This window comes from Sediminibacillus halophilus, from assembly GCF_900103695.1.
Taxonomy (GTDB): domain Bacteria; phylum Bacillota; class Bacilli; order Bacillales; family Amphibacillaceae; genus Sediminibacillus; species Sediminibacillus halophilus.
Window position 1 is genome coordinate 634,185 of record NZ_FNHF01000002.1, and the last position, 18,874, is coordinate 653,058.

General features: G+C 44.9%; 15 protein-coding genes and 1 riboswitch. Of the genes, 7 read left to right on the top strand and 8 right to left on the bottom strand.

The window, feature by feature from the left end; genetic code table 11:
* Positions 1 to 44: 44 nt before the first annotated feature.
* The 3 genes from BLR82_RS10010 to BLR82_RS10020 all read right to left on the bottom strand — a co-directional run bounded on the left by BLR82_RS10010 (position 45) and on the right by BLR82_RS10020 (position 3,770).
* Complete coding sequence (locus BLR82_RS10010) at positions 45 to 1,670, bottom strand: catalase (RefSeq protein ID WP_074598834.1); 1,626 nt, start codon at positions 1,668 to 1,670, stop codon at positions 45 to 47.
* Between the two features lie 171 nt (positions 1,671 to 1,841).
* The gene (locus tag BLR82_RS10015) at positions 1,842 to 3,155 is read right to left on the bottom strand and encodes a nucleobase:cation symporter-2 family protein (RefSeq protein WP_074598835.1); all 1,314 of its coding nucleotides are present in this window, start codon (positions 3,153 to 3,155) and stop codon (positions 1,842 to 1,844) included.
* Between the two features lie 21 nt (positions 3,156 to 3,176).
* Positions 3,177 to 3,770: a xanthine phosphoribosyltransferase gene (locus tag BLR82_RS10020; protein ID WP_074598836.1), complete on the bottom strand. Its 594-nt coding sequence runs from the start codon at positions 3,768 to 3,770 to the stop codon at positions 3,177 to 3,179.
* A 122-nt stretch (positions 3,771 to 3,892) separates the two neighbouring features.
* A riboswitch (purine riboswitch) is annotated at positions 3,893 to 3,994 on the bottom strand.
* A gap of 113 nt (positions 3,995 to 4,107) precedes the next feature.
* Here BLR82_RS10020 and BLR82_RS10025 point away from each other — a divergent pair.
* Entirely contained in the window at positions 4,108 to 4,290 is a 183-nt protein-coding gene (locus BLR82_RS10025; protein WP_139186933.1) for a hypothetical protein, read from the top strand.
* A 64-nt stretch (positions 4,291 to 4,354) separates the two neighbouring features.
* On the opposite strand, the gene BLR82_RS10030 is transcribed toward BLR82_RS10025, so the two are convergent.
* Both BLR82_RS10030 and BLR82_RS10035 read right to left on the bottom strand, forming a co-directional pair.
* The gene (locus tag BLR82_RS10030; protein WP_217629886.1) at positions 4,355 to 5,404 is read right to left on the bottom strand and encodes a zinc-dependent alcohol dehydrogenase family protein; all 1,050 of its coding nucleotides are present in this window, start codon (positions 5,402 to 5,404) and stop codon (positions 4,355 to 4,357) included.
* A 166-nt stretch (positions 5,405 to 5,570) separates the two neighbouring features.
* Complete coding sequence (locus BLR82_RS10035) at positions 5,571 to 11,615, bottom strand: lamin tail domain-containing protein (protein ID WP_074598837.1); 6,045 nt, start codon at positions 11,613 to 11,615, stop codon at positions 5,571 to 5,573.
* 311 nt (positions 11,616 to 11,926) lie between these two features.
* On the opposite strand from BLR82_RS10035, the gene BLR82_RS10040 reads away from it, so the two are divergent.
* The 5 genes from BLR82_RS10040 (at position 11,927) to lipA (ending at position 15,770) form a co-directional block, all read left to right on the top strand.
* On the top strand, positions 11,927 to 12,715 hold the full coding sequence (locus BLR82_RS10040) for a hypothetical protein (protein ID WP_074598838.1): 789 nt from the start codon (positions 11,927 to 11,929) through the stop codon (positions 12,713 to 12,715).
* A 4-nt stretch (positions 12,716 to 12,719) separates the two neighbouring features.
* Positions 12,720 to 13,100, top strand: coding sequence for a GntR family transcriptional regulator (locus BLR82_RS10045; RefSeq protein WP_074598839.1), 381 nt, complete (start codon positions 12,720 to 12,722; stop codon positions 13,098 to 13,100).
* On the top strand, positions 13,097 to 13,798 hold the full coding sequence (locus tag BLR82_RS10050; protein WP_074598840.1) for an ABC transporter ATP-binding protein: 702 nt from the start codon (positions 13,097 to 13,099) through the stop codon (positions 13,796 to 13,798). Before BLR82_RS10045 ends, BLR82_RS10050 begins: the two co-directional genes overlap by 4 nt.
* A gap of 250 nt (positions 13,799 to 14,048) precedes the next feature.
* A complete protein-coding gene (locus tag BLR82_RS10055) occupies positions 14,049 to 14,810 on the top strand; it encodes a lipoate--protein ligase family protein (RefSeq protein WP_074599121.1) in 762 nt (253 codons plus the stop codon).
* Positions 14,811 to 14,825: 15 nt separating this feature from the next.
* On the top strand, positions 14,826 to 15,770 hold the full coding sequence (lipA, locus tag BLR82_RS10060) for a lipoyl synthase (RefSeq protein WP_074598841.1): 945 nt from the start codon (positions 14,826 to 14,828) through the stop codon (positions 15,768 to 15,770).
* 69 nt (positions 15,771 to 15,839) lie between these two features.
* On the opposite strand, the gene BLR82_RS10065 is transcribed toward lipA, so the two are convergent.
* The 3 genes from BLR82_RS10065 to BLR82_RS10075 form a co-directional block, all read right to left on the bottom strand.
* Entirely contained in the window at positions 15,840 to 16,073 is a 234-nt protein-coding gene (locus tag BLR82_RS10065) for a VOC family protein (protein WP_074598842.1), read from the bottom strand.
* Positions 16,074 to 16,180: 107 nt separating this feature from the next.
* Positions 16,181 to 16,483, bottom strand: coding sequence for a putative quinol monooxygenase (locus tag BLR82_RS10070; protein WP_074598843.1), 303 nt, complete (start codon positions 16,481 to 16,483; stop codon positions 16,181 to 16,183).
* 603 nt (positions 16,484 to 17,086) lie between these two features.
* Positions 17,087 to 17,671: a cupin domain-containing protein gene (locus BLR82_RS10075; protein ID WP_074598844.1), complete on the bottom strand. Its 585-nt coding sequence runs from the start codon at positions 17,669 to 17,671 to the stop codon at positions 17,087 to 17,089.
* A gap of 342 nt (positions 17,672 to 18,013) precedes the next feature.
* On the opposite strand from BLR82_RS10075, the gene BLR82_RS10080 reads away from it, so the two are divergent.
* Positions 18,014 to 18,865, top strand: coding sequence for an endonuclease/exonuclease/phosphatase family protein (locus BLR82_RS10080; protein ID WP_083334798.1), 852 nt, complete (start codon positions 18,014 to 18,016; stop codon positions 18,863 to 18,865).
* Positions 18,866 to 18,874 lie beyond the last annotated feature (9 nt).

Genomic DNA, 18,874 nt, shown 5'->3' on the forward strand with positions numbered 1-18,874 from the left:
ACTTAAAACCGCCAGTTTTCATAAGCTGGCGGTTTCTTTCACAATCAATATGGATCAGAAGGGATGCTGTCTTCCATGGCTTGCTCTACACCTTCTTTTGTCTGGGTTGCTCCGGCTGGTCCACCGTGTGTTGAATCCATATCGGCGGCGTCCATTTTATCATTTTCCAATCCTTCTTTTACCCTGCGGCCATATTCCTCGTCACATTTCGTGAAGTGCTCGATCATTTTTTCCTGTATTTCTTTCCGGCATGGTTTAAGGTTGGCAACAAGGTTTTTAATCAATTCATCGCGTTCCCAATCTTTGAATTTACGATACGTTTCGCCAGCTTGTTTGTACGGGTTTTGCCTGTCTATTGCTTCTTTTTTCACCTCTCCCGACACGTGTGGGGAATAAGTCTTGCTGCTAGGATTCGCTTCCTCGAGGTTATTCATCAAGGAAGGCTCATAGTTGACATGCGGATTTTGGTTTTCATCATTGTCAACTTGGTAAGACATTTGACCGCCCCGTTGATTGGTGGCCACCTTTTTCTTCGGACGATTGATTGGCAGCTGCAAATAGTTTGCACCTACGCGGTAACGTTGCGTATCCGAATAGGAGAAAGTCCGTCCCTGGAGCATTTTGTCATCCGAAAAGTCCATGCCGTCTACCAGGACCCCTGTCCCGAAAGCGGCCTGTTCTACTTCATTGAAGTAATCTTCCGGATTGCGATTCAACACCATTTTCCCAACAGGGATCCAAGGGAATTGGTCTTTCGGCCAAATTTTCGTATCATCAAGCGGGTCGAAATCCAGCTCCGGATGATCATCATCACTCATCACTTGCACATAGAGCTCCCATTCCGGATAATCCCCTCGCTCGATCGCCTCATATAAATCCTGGGTTGCGTGATTGAAATTTTTCTTTTGAATTTCTTCTGCCTGTTCCTGGGTTAAATTGCGGATTCCTTGTACCGGTTCAAAATGATACTTAACAAGTACCGCTTCCCCATCTTCATTCACCCACTTATACGTATTCACTCCAGAGCCTTGCATTTGGCGATAATTGGCCGGAATACCCCATGGAGAAAATAAAAATGTCAGCATATGCATTGCTTCAGGAGTTTGCGACATGAAGTCGAAGATCCGTTCACTATCCTGGATATTGGTTACCGGATCAGGTTTCAATGCGTGAATCACATCAGGAAACTTAATGGCATCACGGATAAAAAATACTTTTAAATTGTTCCCGACTAAATCCCAGTTGCCATCTTCTGTATAAAATTTCACCGCGAAACCTCTAGGATCACGTAACGTTTCCGGAGAAGTTCCACTATGAATTACCGTTGAAAAACGAATAAAAACGGGGGTCCGCTTCCCTTTTTCCTGGAATAATTTTGCCCTGGTATATTTGGAAATCGGCTCATCCCCTGCAGAACCATATGCTTCAAAATAGCCATGAGCACCTGCTCCCCGTGCGTGGACAACGCGTTCCGGGATTCTTTCCCTGTCAAAATGACTGATTTTTTCTATGAATTCGTAGTTTTCCAGCGTTGCAGGTCCACGGTTTCCTACAGTCTTTGTGTTCTGATTGTCTCTTACAGGGTGCCCCTGCCTAGTCGTCAAGGTTCCCTTTTCCTTGTTGTCCTCATCTTTGTTGCTATGTAGATTGTCTTTAGAGTTCTTATCCATTATCGTCCCTCCTTTAGAAATTCCTTACTCTATTCCCAAAACGAGCAGACAACAAACGGAGTTTTCAAAAAATAATAATGATTATTTATAAAAATAAATTATTAGGTGAGCATAAGACTCTTGCTCCCTAAAAAAACAAAGAGGACTACAGTAAAAAAACAAGCGTCCCGATCAGGACGCTTGCTCTTCTCTTATCTGCCTTTGAATCGATCTCTCAGAACGTACAGGAATCACGTTAAACAAGACATTTAAAACAATGGCTGTCAGACTGCCGGCAACGATGCCGCTGTCAGTCAAAATCCGGATGCTTTCCGGAAGGTTGGCGAAGATTTCCGGAACTGCCGTTACCCCCAGCCCCATTCCGACGGAACACGCAACCGTTAACAGATTACCCTGGCTTTCGAAGTCCACTTGGCTGAGCATCTTAATGCCATAAGCAATAACCATTCCGAACATTGCCAAGGAGGCTCCGCCAAGCACAGCAGTCGGAATCAAGGTGGTGATAGCGGCGATTTTCGGCAGGAAGCCCAATACAACTAAAATGGAGCCGGCAGCAAAAATAGCCTGTTTCGTTTTGACCCCTGTTAGCTGGACCAGACCAACGTTTTGCGAATAGGCGGTATAAGGAAAAGCGTTGAAGATACCGCCTAGCACAATCGCAAGTCCTTCCGCCCGATACCCTTTTTCCAGATCCTTTCCACTGACCTCGCGATTGGTTATATCGCCTAGGGCCAGGTAAACGCCAGTCGATTCGATCAAACTGACAATCGCAACCAATGTCATCGTCAGAATGGCAGAAATGTTAAAAGTAGGGGCGCCAAAGTAAAATGGATGGATAGAATGAAACCAAGAAGCATCTCCTACTTCTGAAATATCGACCATTCCCATCAAAGCTGCCGCAACCGTACCGGCCACCAAACCAATGAGAATCGAAATCGTCCGCAGAAATCCTTTCGCAAATTTATTCAGTAATAAAATGAATACAAGAACACCGAATGCTAACAACAGATTGGCAGGATTTCCGAAATCCGCGCTGCCTTCACCACCTGCCATGTCATTGAATGCTACCGGGACGAGAGTCAACCCGATTATCATCACAACAGAGCCGGTGACAACCGGTGGGAAAAACCGGACTAATTTACTGAAGTACTTCGAAATCAACACGACGAACAGCCCGGAAACAAGGATGGCTCCATAAATAGCGGATATTCCATGCTGACTCCCTATTGCGATCATCGGCCCGACGGCAGTGAATGTACAACCAAGCATGACAGGCAGTCCAATGCCGAAAAACTTATTTCTCCATACTTGCAGAAGGGTTGCAACCCCACATGCAAGCAAATCAATCGAAATCAAATAGGTGAGCTGTTCGAAGGTTAACGCTAATGCTCCTCCGACAATCAATGGAACGACAACAGCCCCTGCGTACATCGCCAATACATGCTGGAAGCCAATCGATAGTGTTTGAAGCCTCTTTTTGTTCATCTGTTTTCTCCTCCTATCGTCTTAGTGATAAACCGTTTCTTTTGTATCGACAAACTGAACTTTTCTGCCAGCAAGCGATTTGATCCGGGCAAGAGATTCCAAACGGTAGCCTTGCTTACGAATTTCTTCCGCACCTGGCTGAAAGGACTTTTCGATCAAAATACCGATACCGGAGACATTCGCACCCGCTTGTTCAACCAGCTTCGCCAAACCAATTGCAGCTTGGCCATTGGCGAGAAAATCATCAATGATCAGGACATTGTCCCCTTTTTCGATATACTTATGGGATACGGTGATTTCATTGTTTTCCTGCTTCGTGAAAGAGTACACCTTCGCTGTGTAAACATCCTTGGTCAACGTCAGTGATTTTCTTTTCCTGGCGAAAATCACTGGGACTTCAAACTCCAAACCCGTCATGATTGCCGGCGCAATTCCTGATGATTCGATGGTCAATACTTTGGTGATTTCCTCTTCTTTGAAAAGACGGGCAAATTCCCTCCCAATTTCCTTCATCAGCTTAGGATCCATTTGATGATTGATAAAAGAATCCACTTTGAGGACATTATCATTCAATACAATGCCTTCTGTTTTAATCTTGTCTTTTAATAGTCTCATGGCTGTTTCCGCCCCCTTCACCTTTATAAAAATGCCAATAAAAATAGCAGCTTACTAGAGTAAGCTGCTTTCAAGATAAAAAAACACATAAACGCCCATACTGACAGGACGCTATACGTTGATCTAACTGTTCGCTTACTCGTAGTCGGGCAATTTACGGTTACCCGGTAGAAACTTGCAGGCCATATTCCTGCTATTATACGAGCTTCATCAGTACGTATATAATTTTCGATACATTGAATTATAACGAATTTTGTCAGATATGCAAATGTTTTTTAATGGCAGACTGAAAAAGGTTTTCAAACATTACTAATACTGCACTGCGGAAAAGTCCTACGTGAGGAGTGGCAAGACTCCAGTAGAAATGGAACTGCTCCCGCGTTGGAGCAATTACAAAATAGGGTATAAAATTTTCGAAAAATACGCGAAAGAAAATCCGGACGTTCTCATCGAAGAATGGACACAACTGCCAGCCTGCGAAATTGGAGAACAAAGCCATTATCAGGACAAATTCAACTAATTAAAGCCATGTTTAAAAAATAGCGGCCTTGAACAAGTTGATTCAAGGCCGTTTATTTCTTTTTTTAATTGTGTCGAATCACGATTTTCCCGAAAAACTTCTGGCTGGCTAAATACTCGAATGCTTCTCTTACTTGATCAAACGAAAACATGCTGTCGATGATTGGAGTCATCTTTTTATCTGCAATCAGCTTGTTCATATTTTCAAAATCTTCCCGGCTGCCTACTCCGATGGTTCTGGTAGACGCCCTGCCAAAAATGTCGAAGTAATCTAGTTTGTCGCCTTCCTTCGTCAGAACGCCGATCATGGCCACTTCCTCTCCGTTTGCCACAGCCTGCAGGGATTGTTTTATCGTAGCCGGACCGCCTACCTCGACGACGCGTTGGACACCTCCGGTCCGTTCCTTGACCACTTCTCCCCAATTAGGAGTAGATTGATAGTTAATCACGTCCTCCGCTCCGAGTTCTTTCAATTTTTCTGCCTTTTTATCGCTGGAAGTGGTGGCGATAACACGTAAGCCGAGCAGCTTAGCCAATTGAATGGCAAAAACGGACACCCCTCCGCTTCCCAGTGTAAGAACCGTGTCACCGGCAGCTAATGGGCTTGGACCGTGAAGCGCCGACCAGGCTGTCACGGCAGCACATGGAAGTGTTGACGCCTGTTCATAAGAAAGATGGTCCGGGATCGCTACGAGCAATTCAGGATTCAGCACCTTGTATTCCGTGAGCCAGCCGTCGCTATGTGAGCCATAAGGCTCCGTGTACACGGGCCGTTTTCCGCCAAACCATTCTTTAGTGAAATTTCCCGCAACCCTGTCTCCTACCTGAAAGCGTCGGACACCTTCTCCGACTGCGACGATTTCTCCAGCACCATCCGAAAGCGGAATCAGGTTGTCTGCGACCCCACCTGGGTAATCATTATGGACCATCGCTAAATCACGATAATTCAAAGAGGTCGCTTTCACTTTCACCAGCACTTCTCCCCTTTGTACTTGAGGGATCTCCTCCTTTACGGTTTCAAGTTCATCAAGAGTACCTGCTCGTTTTAACCGATAGGACTGCATGTAACCGCTTATTTGTCGATTTGTCATTGAAATTTCTCCTCCTTTTTCCATATCTTCCCTCCTTCTTTTTACCAAGAATGGAGCTGTCTGAAAAGCGATATGTTTGGCAGGGAAAAAGGAGATAGAAACATGAGTTAAAGTGCACGAGCAAAAACCGAACGATTCTGTTTAACATCGTTCGGTCTTTGCCCTGGCTAATGTCCTATTTTCCCAGCCATCAAATCAATCGTTTTTTTCTGTAGAAATAGATAAACAAGCTCGTCCCAGTGATGAACAACAGGAAGCCAATCACCAGGAGGTTGTACATATTGGTTGCTGTATCGGCAAGCTTTCCGCCCAATAACGTAGGTAAATCATTGCCAGGCACTTCCTCCTTTCCCCCATCTTCGTCTTTATCTTTTTCTTGTCCTTCCTTCCTGCCATCCTCCTTATCTCCCGATTGGTTCTTTGGCGGTGTTTCCTCATCTTTTCCAGGGTCTACCGGATCCTCTGGCTTATCGTTGTCGTCTTTATCTCCCTCATTGTCTGAAGGAGGCACTGGGTTTTCATCTTTACTAGGAGGTACCGGGTCACCTGCCGGATCCTCTTCATCTTGAGGAGGTTCTGGCTGATCCTGCTCCTTTCCCTCATTTCCTTTAACAAAAGACCATATGTCCGATCTTGTTTCACCGGTGAACTGATCGGTGATCAGCGCATACCAGGAGTAGGTCTCCCCTTCTTCCAGCCCGGTCCAGGTTACCTCCGCTGTTTCACCACTTGGTACATCTTCCACTGTTCCGATTTCATTATTAGTGTAGACATTGACGGCAAACGAATCCGTTGCCACACGTTTTTGTTTCGCTTCCAAATCCAATTCCAGCGTAAATTCATCCTTATCCGGATAGGCATCGGAATCGTAATAATTATAATCATCCAAATACGGAGAATACGTATTGACGAAAATTCGATTGTTGGCAGTATCGAAATGCAGGAGACGCATGTAACCTTGGCCGCCTTCAGGTCCTGCCTGGTAATCAGCCAGCATTTGATACACCGTACGGTCAGTTGCCCCATCTCCGTCGTCATCGAGCTCATCCACAAGCAATTGTGCTTCGTGGTAATGCCCGGATAGAACGGCAATGACATTTTCGTTCGGAACGACTACTTCGTTATACAACTTTTCTCCCAATGGATGCCTTGTTCCTGTTGCCTGCAAATATTCATGGAAGTTGAGAATTGCCTGTCGATCAGGGTAAGCAGCCAGTACTTCATTCATCCAGGCGATGCCTTCCTCTTCGACTCCCCAGCCAAGGTACACCATGATATAATCATTTCCATTAGCGGAAATCAGGTCATAGTGGCCGCGGTTGTTCAAATAAGACCCGCCGTAATACGGCTTGTCCTGGAACCTGTCTGCTCCGAAGTACTTGTAATACTCGGTATAGTCATTGGTTTTTTGGGCGACATCATGGTTTCCGGCTAGGACGCCATATGGTACACCCGCTTCATCCAGTGTCTTCATATAATCATCGGCGTGAAGCCATTGGTACTCCTTGTCCGATTCATCGACCAGGTCGCCAGTATGCATAACGTACTGGATATTCATCGCTTCTCTGTTTTCTACAATCCATTTTGTCTGCTTATCATAAATATATGGGTAGCTTTCCGAGTAATATTGCGTATCGGACATCCAGACAAACGTATAATCGTACGCCTCCGGACCGCTAGGAATTTCATCCTGTACAATAACATTGACTTTACTGTCCTTGACAAAATCTCTTACAGATACAGTTCCGGTCAATTCAAAATCTTCTTCCCCTGCTATCCGGTAGTCGACCATTTCCCACTTTGCTTCCGGATGGTTCCAGGCATACATGGTCACTTTTCTTCCTGGCAACGAGTTGCCGTTCCAAACAAGCTCGATCCGATCATCCTCATCCACCTGATCATCCACCGTGACATCAAACCGATGATAAGGGAACTGTCCAGTGGAGTCCGTCACCATATACTTTCCATCCTTTTCAGAAGCAAGACTGATATCTCCTGTTTTGAAAACTGCCTCTCCATCGGGAGCCGGGGTTGCTGGCGGTTCAACATCCGCTTTGTTGCTAAAAGAAACGACATGGTCAAGATCAGCTGGTGTATATTGATAGGCTTGATAAAAACCCACATCCATGGAATCACCCATCGGATCATTTACTTTGACACGTAAGGTGGGATCACCGTTGATTGGTTGGTTCAAATCCGCCTGTGGAGTTTGATTGACCGGCTTGGATGGATGTTCGTCGACCACGGAAAATTCCACCATTTTTTCTGATTGATTGCCAACGTTATCGATTGCTTCCATTCGTAATTCATGAGTTCCTGCTGTCAACGTACCAGAAGAAGCAGCATAAGGAACATCGATTACTTCTCCGTCAAGCCAGACAGTCTGCTCCTCGACTCCGGCAATTTCGTCGGAAATCGATACGTCAATAGCAAATTCTCCTTTGTATTCGTAGCTTTCCTCTATATTTGTCTCGATTACCGGGGCTGTATTGTCGACATAGACTTCCGTGTCCAATCGTTCATCCTGATCCTCGGCTGTAATGATATGCCGTCCATCCTGTACCTGCTCTGTCTCCCATAGATACGCTTTTGATGGTGCAAGTTCTTCTTCGATCGTAAAAGTGAAATCTTCCGAAATGCGCATTGTCCCATCATCACCCATATCCATTACCGTGCCGGCATCAGCATGAGCCGGGTCAATCAACACCGTTCCATCTGATAATACCAACCGGACATTTCGGAGATTGTAATCATCCCGATTTTCACCCGGGTCGCCTTCCCATGGAGTTGCTTTATTTCCCGCCCGTATGGTTATCGTGTTGGCGCCAACCTTTAGTTTTTCCGGGTCAATTGGAACTGTAATTGTCTGCCATTGCGCAATCCAGTCATCAAAGATATGCACAATTTCATCCCCGATGGTTACTCCGTTCTGGAAGTAGGTATTGACGCCGCTAACTTCAAAAGCAAAATAGGCGGGATGCTCGACCGCTCGTGTCGTTTCCTCCCCTGCCTCCTTATCGTCAATCAACAGCCTTAGGGCTTCTGGATCATCCTCGCGTGATGTTGCTTTAATTACTTTCTCACCGTTTAAGACATCTCCATCCTGCACATTTAAACGCAGACTAGAATTGTCCAACGTGCTGGTCACTTGAATGCGGTGCGTGTCGCTAGTCGTTTGATTCGTTCCATCGGATGCCGTGAAATAATATTCGACGTATTCTTTTGCAATAATCTCCGGTGAATAAATCCGGAAATGGTACAGCATATCATCGTAATCTTCTTGCAGAAGTGCAGATTGATAAGCTTCCTGTCCATTTGTACGGTAATGCACTTGGACGGTTTTCACGGCGATATCGTCTGTAACATCAGCGGCCAAATCAATATCTTCCGTCTGGTTCACTTCGGTTACTTCTGTCAAGTTGTCGATGATCGGAGATGTTTCATCCCCCGGTACCGTAACCCGGCTGCCAGGAATTTGATAATCCTCTACCGAACCAGGGGTCGCTTGGATCATACCTGCACTCACTTTTTTCATTAAATTCGAGCCGTCCCTTGGGTACGTATAGACAATCCCTTTATTTGGCTTGGTATCGTCCACCCCTTCCTCGTCATTATAATAAGCAATCGATAATTCTTCTCCCGCATTGGTCGCAACAATCAGCCCTCTCATACTTCCATTAGCCATTCCTGCCGTATGAATCCGGACGATGTTCTGATTTTCCACTAGGTCGGTGCCATAGTTGGCATTGAAATCAGCAACAGACTGGCTGCCATTTTCCCCGTTAATAACCCAAAATACAAGGGTTTCGCCGGATGGTATGACGACGTCATCTGGAACCGACGGCCAAAGAACATCACTTTCCGGATCGGTTCCATAGCGATATTGAAGCTTGTAATCTTGAAAATTGATGGCTTGATTGGTATTATTGTAGACTTCGATGAACTCATACCCATCGGCAGAGCCGGTATTGGTTGAATCAGGAACCACCTCTGTCACTAGCAGAGATGGTAGTTTTTCCGGATTTGTCTCCTGTATCTCCACTTTCACGAAGGTCTCTTTCGTGTGAACAGTATGAATGCCATCACTAGCCTCGATATAGTAGCGAAAGTCATCCCTGACATAGACACTTGGTATCTCGGCTGTGTAAGTGGTTGGATCGGCTCCGGCTGCTGACATCGCCAGCGCTGTATATTCCTCCTCACCTTCCGCTTTTACATAGAGCGTAGCAGTAGGCACGGCCCGATCGTCTGTGATAGTCGCTTCGACGGTTAATGAGGAGAAGGCGGTCGCTTCCAAAACGGGCTTATGGTTAATGACCGGGTCTGTGACATCTTCATCTGTTTCCGGTACAGGGACGGGCTGTGCCGGTACTTGTTCTAGGTCAATCGCACCTGGTGTAGGTTCTGCCATGGTCCGGTATTTTTTCATGACCGTCCCTTCCGTTGGATATTGGTAATGAATGTCTGCCCCTGTATTATCATTCTCTTCCCCTAGATAATCAGCATAGATTACTTGTTCTCCAAGGTTGTCCTGCAAAATAAGCGCACGGTTTCCTCCATTGGAAAACCCAGGAAACCTGGAGTCCGTAACCTCGACAATCTGCTCTTCCGTTAGCTCCGTGTCATAGTTCGCATTGAATGCGTCGATCGTCTTCCCGCCATTGTTATACCAGAAAACGCGTGTTTCCTGTGGCTCCAGGATGGTTTCCGGAATCTGGAAAGCTACCTCACTATCAGAATCCAAGTAGTTATAAAGAAATCGATAGTTTGTCAACGATAGGGGCTGATCCGTATTATTATACAGTTCAAAATACTCAAAGTAATCCGTTCCGGTTCCCTCCGAATTAGGAGACAATTCCGTAATAAGCAAATGGGGGTATGAAGAAAAATCTTCGCTTTCTGCTTGTTGACCCACTATCGTTGCAGCCTGTATTTCCTCTTCCTTTTCCGGCTGGGTTATCTTCACTTCGACCGGCGCTTCCGCAGGATAAGTAACTTGATTATGGGCAGTTGTCACGGTCATATAATAAGTAAAGGTTTTTCCCTGCAATTGATCCGCAGTTAATTCCGCGGAAAAGCTATTCTTTTCCGTCGGTGTCATTTCGATGGTATCGTAGTCTGATTGATCACTAGTTTGGTAGAAAAGTGTTGCCATCACATCTTGTCCACCCGCTTCGATTTCGGCTTCGACTTTTACTGTCTTTCCGCTTTCCACTTCTGTTATCACATCGTGATGAATCACAGGTTGCGACGTATCGTCCAGCGTGATCTTCTGCTCTGGAAGTTGACCATCTTCCGTCAGAGTCGGAGTGTTACCGGAATCTGTTTGAAAAAGTCTCATTTCTTTTCCGCTTTCCGGGTATTGAAAATGTACCGCTTTACCTAACTGCCCATCCTCCGTCGTATAGCTCGCCGAAACGATTTCCTTCTTATCTGGCATTGTAACGGAAAGCTTTTGCCCATCAGTAACCATGGGGCCGGTAAACGCGACGATCGCTTCTAGAGGTATATCTGCTTGGTAGTGGTCGATAAAGTCTTGTGGATTTCGTTGTTTTTCATTATTCCAGAAAATAAGGCTCTGATCTGGTTCGATGGTTTTTGGGCCCGCTTCTATGCTTATGTGATCTTCAGAAGATGAAAAAGAAAAGTTAAGGAAATCAAGGACGAACGGCAAATTAGAATGGTTATGTAGTTCAAAATAGCTGTAGCCGTCCTCACTCGAATTGATTTCGGTAATCATTAAAGGGGGTAAAGCGTCGATATCGATATTTTCCGCTTGTGGCTCAAGAGGTTTTTCGTCTTCAAGCTGTTCCTTTGTCTCTTGCTGTTGAGCAGTATCTTCTTGCTGGTCAGATGTATTCTTCCGTTCTGTCTTAGGGGGATTTGCTTCCCCTCCCGTTGGATTTCCTTCATCCGTTTGGGCTGTTTCGGTTTCATTCTCAGTCACTTTTTTCTGACTTTCCTCCGCTTGCTCTTTTGATTCTGTGGAAGAGGCATCCGTTTCACCAGTTCGGTTTTCCCCTTCCATTTCTGTTTGTTCTTCAATTGTATCTTCTTGTGGTATGGCTGACTCTTCCATAGGTTTCTCTTGCTTTGATTGGAGTGCTTCGTCCGTGGCAGCAGAAACCATTAAACTGCCAGGGAGGATTGCAGCCGCATCCATCAGTAAAACAGTAAAAATGATGCTCAGCGACAAAAGTTGACGTATTCGTTTTTGCACTATTCTCCTTTTCATGGCTACCTCCTTATGATTTTGGTATCACTATAAGTGTATGGCGGCAGTATGAAGCAGGCATGAACGTTCTGTAAATCTATGTAAATTACTAGGCAATATGCTTGTTAATTACTGCATGGCTAGTTACCTTCAAGTTTTCTATCCGAAGTATCCATTAATGCTTTCCTCATAAAAACCGTCTATTAATGATGCATTCTATTTTCATTAACCACATCGACTAGTAATTAATTAAAAAAACCCTTGACCTGTACGTTAGTATTAGTGTACTATTTAACTAATACAATAATACAACGAACACAGGAGGAATCTGTATGAATGCATTTGCAAGTCTTACAAAGAAGGAATTGCGGATGGGAATGCCTGTCTTTCTCGTTCCAATTATCATTTTCATCGTAGCAGTCGCAGCAGCGGCCTTTTTCGGCGGAAGGTCAGGCGTAGCGGCAGAAGCAATAGCTGCTGTGTCGGTAGCCGCGGTCACCATGCAAATTTTTTACCTTATTTACTATTTGAACTTCAGCCTAAAAGCAGAAAAGAAAAAACTGCACCTCTGGCTGCACAACCCCCTGCCAGGTTACTCGATGCTTCTGGCTAAACTGAGTGCAGGGCTGATTTCGATGCTGGCCACTTTGCTTATTACCGGTGTCACCCTAATCATTTCTGCACAGTCAGCTGGTTTTATCACCCATTTGCAGAACGATTTCAACTTGACAAACATTGGCTTTTTCAGCGGCCTGCATGTCGTTCTGATTGCAATCGACCTTTCGATTTACTTTGTGTTTTTCTATATGATCTACCTGTTGTTCAACCGCTACTTTGGTGGCTTTCTCAGCTTTTGTTCCACCTTTGTCCTTTTCGGGGTTTCTACCTACCTTTGGGGGAAATTCTCCGAAACAGCAATTCACCGAAGTTTGACCTCTTGGGGAGAAATAGAACTGAACGGCTTTGTTTTCAACCGTAAGTTCGAGAACAACGGCTTCGAGTTTTTCACGGAATTCGATACCGTCCATGTATTTCTCGGGTCTTACTTGTTTGAAACAATTATTGTTTTCATCTTGTTTTTTGCCGCAAGCTGGATGCTCGATAGAAAAGTCGAGGTGTAAATAAATGACCGATACCTTTCATTCATCAACGCCTATATACAGCCAACTGACCGAACGCATCAACAAACAAATTTTACGAGGCGAATTAAAGCCTGGTGACAAGCTCCCCTCTGTCCGTGAGATGGGGCTGAAGGTTAACGTAAACCCGAACACAGTACAAAGGACATATCGTGAACTGGAAGGAATGATGATCGTGGAATCCAGACGAGGGCAAGGAACGTTCGTGACCGAAAATCAAAGCATTCTTCAGGAAATGAGAGAGCGCCTGAAGCAGGAAGAGATATCGCAATTCGTTGCCAGCATGCATGAAATGGGTTATGACAACGAGGAAATCGAAACGGGACTACAAAGCTATTTGACAAAGGATAAGGAGGATACGGAATGATTGAACTGGAGAATGTCAACAAACGATTTATGAAAAAAAGTGCTTTACAAGATGTCTCCTTGGAACTGACCAAAGGGAAAATAATCGGTCTCGTAGGGGAAAACGGGAGCGGAAAATCAACCACATTGAAGCTGATCGCCGGACTCGTCCATCCATCGAAAGGGTCCGTAAAAGTAAACGGAAATCCTGTCGATCGCAGAATCGCCAGCCAGGTTTCCTATCTATCGGAACTTGATGATTACTACGGCTTTTATAACGTAGGCCAGACGATCGATTTTTTTGCAGAGCAATTTGCCGACTTCAACAAGGAAAAGGCGGAAGAAATTCGCGCTTTCATGAAATTAGACCCAGATGCCAAATTGAAACAGCTTTCCAAAGGTAACCGGGGGCGTCTAAAAATTGTCCTGACACTGGCCAGAGAGGTTCCCGTCATTTTGATGGATGAACCGCTTTCCGGACTGGACCCGATGGTACGTGACTCCATCGTTAAAGGGCTCATTTCGTTTATTGATTTAGAACACCAAATCGTCCTCATTACCACCCATGAAATCAAGGAGATTGAAACAATACTCGATGAAGTAATCGCCATACGTGATGGCCGTATTATTGGCCATCATAATGTAGAACAACTTCGCATCGAGGAAAACCAGGGCATTGTTGAATGGATGACTTCCATTTATGACCGTGAGATCCATTAAAAATGCCAGGAGTTTCCGCCCAGTCCGGAAACTCCTGGCATTTTTTTCTTCCTTCTATCTAAGCCATTATTCCCCTTCCCTTCGCTTAAATAAGCCAATATACCTAACCTTGCCAATAGAATCAATTTTTTGACATCTTGCATTCACTTGTTAAAATTGCATTGTATAAAAATACAGTGTAAAGAAGGGAAGCAAGTTGAAGGAAACATGGTACTTCGTCGATTCGGGCTATTGCACACCCTCCTTTAACATGGCATTGGATGAGGCGCTCCTGAATTGGCATAGCCAGGGGATAATACCACCAATCCTCCGTTTTTATGGATGGAAACCAGCCGGAATTTCTGTTGGCTATTTTCAGAAGGTCAAGGGCAAAATCGATGTGGATGGAGCCCGTCAGCATGGTATCGAGCTCGTCCGCAGACAGACCGGCGGGAGAGCGGTACTCCACGATCAGGAACTTACATACAGTGTCCTTGTCTCAGAGGATCATGAAGCCATGCCGGCTTCGGTAAAAGAGGCTTATTTAGTGATTTCCCGCGGTCTGCTGGAAGGGTTTAAAGAACTTGGAATCGAAGCAGAATTCGCTGTGCCGGAGGAAAAGCTGCAAACGACCGATTCAGCAGTTTGCTTTGAAGAACCCTCATGGTATGAATTGATTGTCGCCGGTAAAAAGGCGGCCGGAAGCGCACAAACAAGGAAAAAGGGCGTGATTTTGCAGCATGGCTCCATTCCCTTGAATGTGGATAAAGGGAAGCTGTTTGATCTATTCGTCTACCCGAACGAACGGGTAAAGGAACGGGCAAAAAGGACATTTGGCGATAAAGCAGTCGCCATTAATGACGTCTCAAAGCATCCCATCCGTTTTGAAGAGGCCAAACAAGCTTTTAAAACCGGGTTTGAACGCGGCCTTCAGATCCAACTTGAACCGTTCACGCTTACGGAAGAACAACTATCTGAAGTACACGCACTGGAGTCCAAGTATAAAAGCGAAGCATGGAATTTTTCCAGATGAAGGAGTGGAGTAAAAATGCCGAAGCAATATGAGCATATACGGAAACCGGAATGGCTCAAAGTGAAAATCAACACGAACAAGTCTTATAACAGGCTGAAACGATTGATGCGCGAAAAGAACCTGCACACAGTATGCGAGGAAGCGAAGTGTCCGAATATTCACGAGTGCTGGAGCGAACGGGCAACTGCCACTTTCATGATTTTAGGTGACACCTGTACACGCGGCTGCCGTTTTTGTGCAGTGAAAACCGGTCTGCCGAATGAACTGGATTGGGGAGAACCAGAACGCGTCGCTGAATCGGTGGAGATCATGGGGCTCAAGCATGCCGTAGTTACGGCAGTCGCAAGAGATGATTTAAATGATGGAGGCGCTGCGGTATTTGCGGAAACAGTCCGTGCTATTAGAAGAAGAGTCCCTGGCTGCACAGTCGAAGTGCTCCCTTCCGACATGAAAGGTGATTACGAAAGCCTCCACACCTTGATGGACAGCGAACCGGACATTTTCAATCATAATATTGAAACAGTCCGCCGGCTCACGAAACGTGTCAGGGCAATCGCGATGTACGACCGCTCCTTACAGCTTTTGGAACGCGTCAAGGAAATAGCCCCTGACACACCGACAAAATCGAGCATCATGGTCGGCTTGGGAGAGACAAAAGAAGAAATCATGGAGGCGATGGACGACCTGCTAGCCCATAATGTCGATATCATGACGATCGGCCAGTACCTCCAACCGACAAAAAAGCATTTGAACGTCGAGCGGTATTACCATCCGGATGAATTTGAAGAGCTGAAACAAATCGCATTGGAAAAAGGATTCAAACATTGTGAGGCAGGCCCGATGGTACGCTCCTCTTATCACGCTGACGAGCAAGTCAATGAAACTTCCGCCCAACGTCGGATTAAATACATGAAGGGCTACGAATCACAGGGTGAGACGCTTGATCATGTGAAGTTTTAGTAAAAAACAACCGCTCAGATTTCCCTCTGAGCGGTTGTTTTTTACTGATGTTATGAAACCAAGTTAAAACTAGCCATTGCAAATCATGATAATATTCCCATCCGGATCGCTTATGGTAAAAAAAGCAAAGTCCTCAAATTCCACTATTTCCGACTCTATTTTGTATCCCAAGGTTTTCAAGTGTTGATAGGATTGCTCGATCTCATCTGTATGAAAATTGAATAACGGATACGGCGAAGGAACGATATTCTTTGTTTCTCCTGCAGGACCTGCGTCCAGAGTGAGACCGATGTCTTGATCCATGATAAGATTGTGGACAGGTTGAGAGACATTTGATATCTCTGCTTTCTGGTTTAGCAATTTGCTGCAAAAATGGTGTTGATACGGTTTTTAATGAAGCTGTTCACCACTTAGTGTTTCCCTCCTCTTGGTCTTAAGCTACTTATTCTTTCCATGTCTGTTATGATCGGTTTGGCCCTTTTGATTAATGTTTGTGTAGCTTCCAAGGACAGCGACGCGCGATGTGCGCTTTCCTTGCTCCATACTTCATATACGAACACAGCATTGGGTTCCTCATCGGATGTGTTCACTAGATAAATTTCGCACTCTTCAAGCTCTTCCATTTCTTTTGCAGCGTCTAACAAAATTTCTACTAAATTGTCACGCTCTCCTTCATTTACAGTGAATTTACCATAAAGGCCAAATTTGCTCATTTCCTTCCTCCTCCATTTTCTTTTTATCCAAACTCCTCTCCGTTTTGCTGCTTTGAAAAGCCCCCTCCATTATGTACCTCGATGATAAATTCCACTCTATGCACGATATTCCTTCTTCATTCTGGCACTATCCATTTTTATGTAAGGTAGATTGTCTACTATGAATCACTTAAAACCTCCTGATTATTACAAAAGGAAGAGATTGGGATATAGCGTAAATCTGTGTGCTGAAGTTGTTACCATTTACACCTTGAAATGCCAAAGGGGGAAACAAGATAATCTTCTCCTGTAGTCATTCTTCTTTTCTAATAGAGGAATTGTTCATATTGCTTCCAACTTTATAAAGCTTTACAAAAACAATTATCCAATCTTCGAAAGCTGTGATATACTGTTTTATTACAATTACTTCCATTCTAAAGTAAGAACACCATAGCGATTTGAAGCACTCATTTAACAACAGAATCAATGAAAGGATGCGTGAGGAACATCTTAGATTTTAAAAAGAAAACCGAACGAGTTCGGATCATTAGGATTTCGAATCATCGCTCGGTTTTTGCTTTTGCCTCCATGGGTTTAATCCACCCACAATAATTAACACTTATTCTAATGACGCTGCTGCCTAGTGTCTTCTGCTGCTATGGCCTCTGCTTTTGTCCGATGAACCGTACCAAATGGATGATTTGGCGGAGCATAGATAGAATAAAGCTTTAATGGAGAATTTCCCGTGTTCGTTAAATTATGCCATGTGCCTGCAGGTATCATGATTGCTGAATCATTGTAGACATTTCTTACAAAATTCAGATCTCCCTTCCTTCGTCCCATTTGGACGACTCCCTGACCTTGTTCAATGCGTAAAAATTGATCTACTTCCGGGTGAATCTCCAACCCGATATCCTCGCCAGGGAGGAGACTCATCAAGGTGACTTGCAAGTGCTTCCCAGTCCACAAAGCGGTGCGGAATGTGTTGTTTGACTTGGATACTTCATTAATGTTCACTGTATACGGATTTCGCCCCTGATCTTTAAATGAACTATTCCCTTGATGAGAAGCACGGAAAGAAGGACTTTGGTTGTTTTGTTCCCTTTCCTGGTACACCCCGTTATCTCCTCCTTCCCCGTAATAGAAAGGTGCCTGGGTATAGTAAGGATAGTAATAATAATATGGGTATCTGTAAGAATCATTGTGCATGTAGTTCCACTCCCTCCCAATTATAGGATTATTCTATTCATTTATGATTAGAAAGTACTTCGAACAAGGAGGATATCCCAGAAACGGATTGAGACGAAAAACATAGAACAGGTATATAGTCACATACCGAACGGAATTATTGTCGGAATATTGGTTCTATTTTGGTATAGACAACTATAAAGGAAGCGTTTACGCTTAAGTTGCAAGGATTTTAACGAAAAGGAGGTCGGAATTTATCATAAAATCTTAGATTGTCCCTTCCATCCCAGAACTGCTTTCCATGAGATCAGCTTAGCTAAGTGTACATGCTATCAAGCTATCAAAACGTCTGGAGGCGGTTGAATGAAAAAACTGGTGTTTTTCTGGCTGACAGCAACTTTATTCCTATTGTTATCCACCCCTGGAATTGCTGTCGAAGCCAACGCAAGTGATGAAGCAAGACAAGTTCCAGTCCGCGTCATGACCTATAACATGCATACCGGCATCGGCAGTGATGGCAGCTATGACCTTGACCGCATCGCCAATACAATCCAAGCTTCAGATGCCGATGTGATCGGCCTGCAGGAAGTCGATGTGCACTGGGCTGCCCGTAGTAATTTTGATGATCAGTTAACAGAGCTTGCTGAAACATTGAACATGCATTCCTTTTTTGCCCCTATTTACGACCAAGATCCCCTCACCAAAGATGAACCCAGGCGGCAGTTTGGTGTCGCCGTCTTAAGTAAGTTTCCTATTACGTCCGCCACAAATCGCGAAATTACCAGGCTTTCGACACAGGATGCCAATCCCGAGCCTGCTTTGGCTCCCGGGTTCGCAGATGTCCGAATCAATGCAAAAGGAGCGCACTTTTCGTTTTTTGTTACCCATCTGGACTATCGCGCGGACCCATTTGTCAGGGAATTGCAGGTCGACGATATGCTGCGCATCATTCCGGAAACAGGCAGCTCTGTCTTAGTCGGGGATATGAATGCCGGTCCAAGTGATCCCGAACTGCAGCCGTTGTTGAACAGATTCCAGGATGCCTGGAATGGAGCAGGTGATGGAAACACATATCCTGCCGCTTCCCCGCAAAAACGAATTGATTTTATCCTTGCTTCGCAAAATGTGAAGTTGCTCCATACGGAAGTCATCCAAACAGACGCATCCGACCATTTACCAGTGGTCAGCGATTTGCTGTTGACCAGAGGAAACTAATTTAGATAA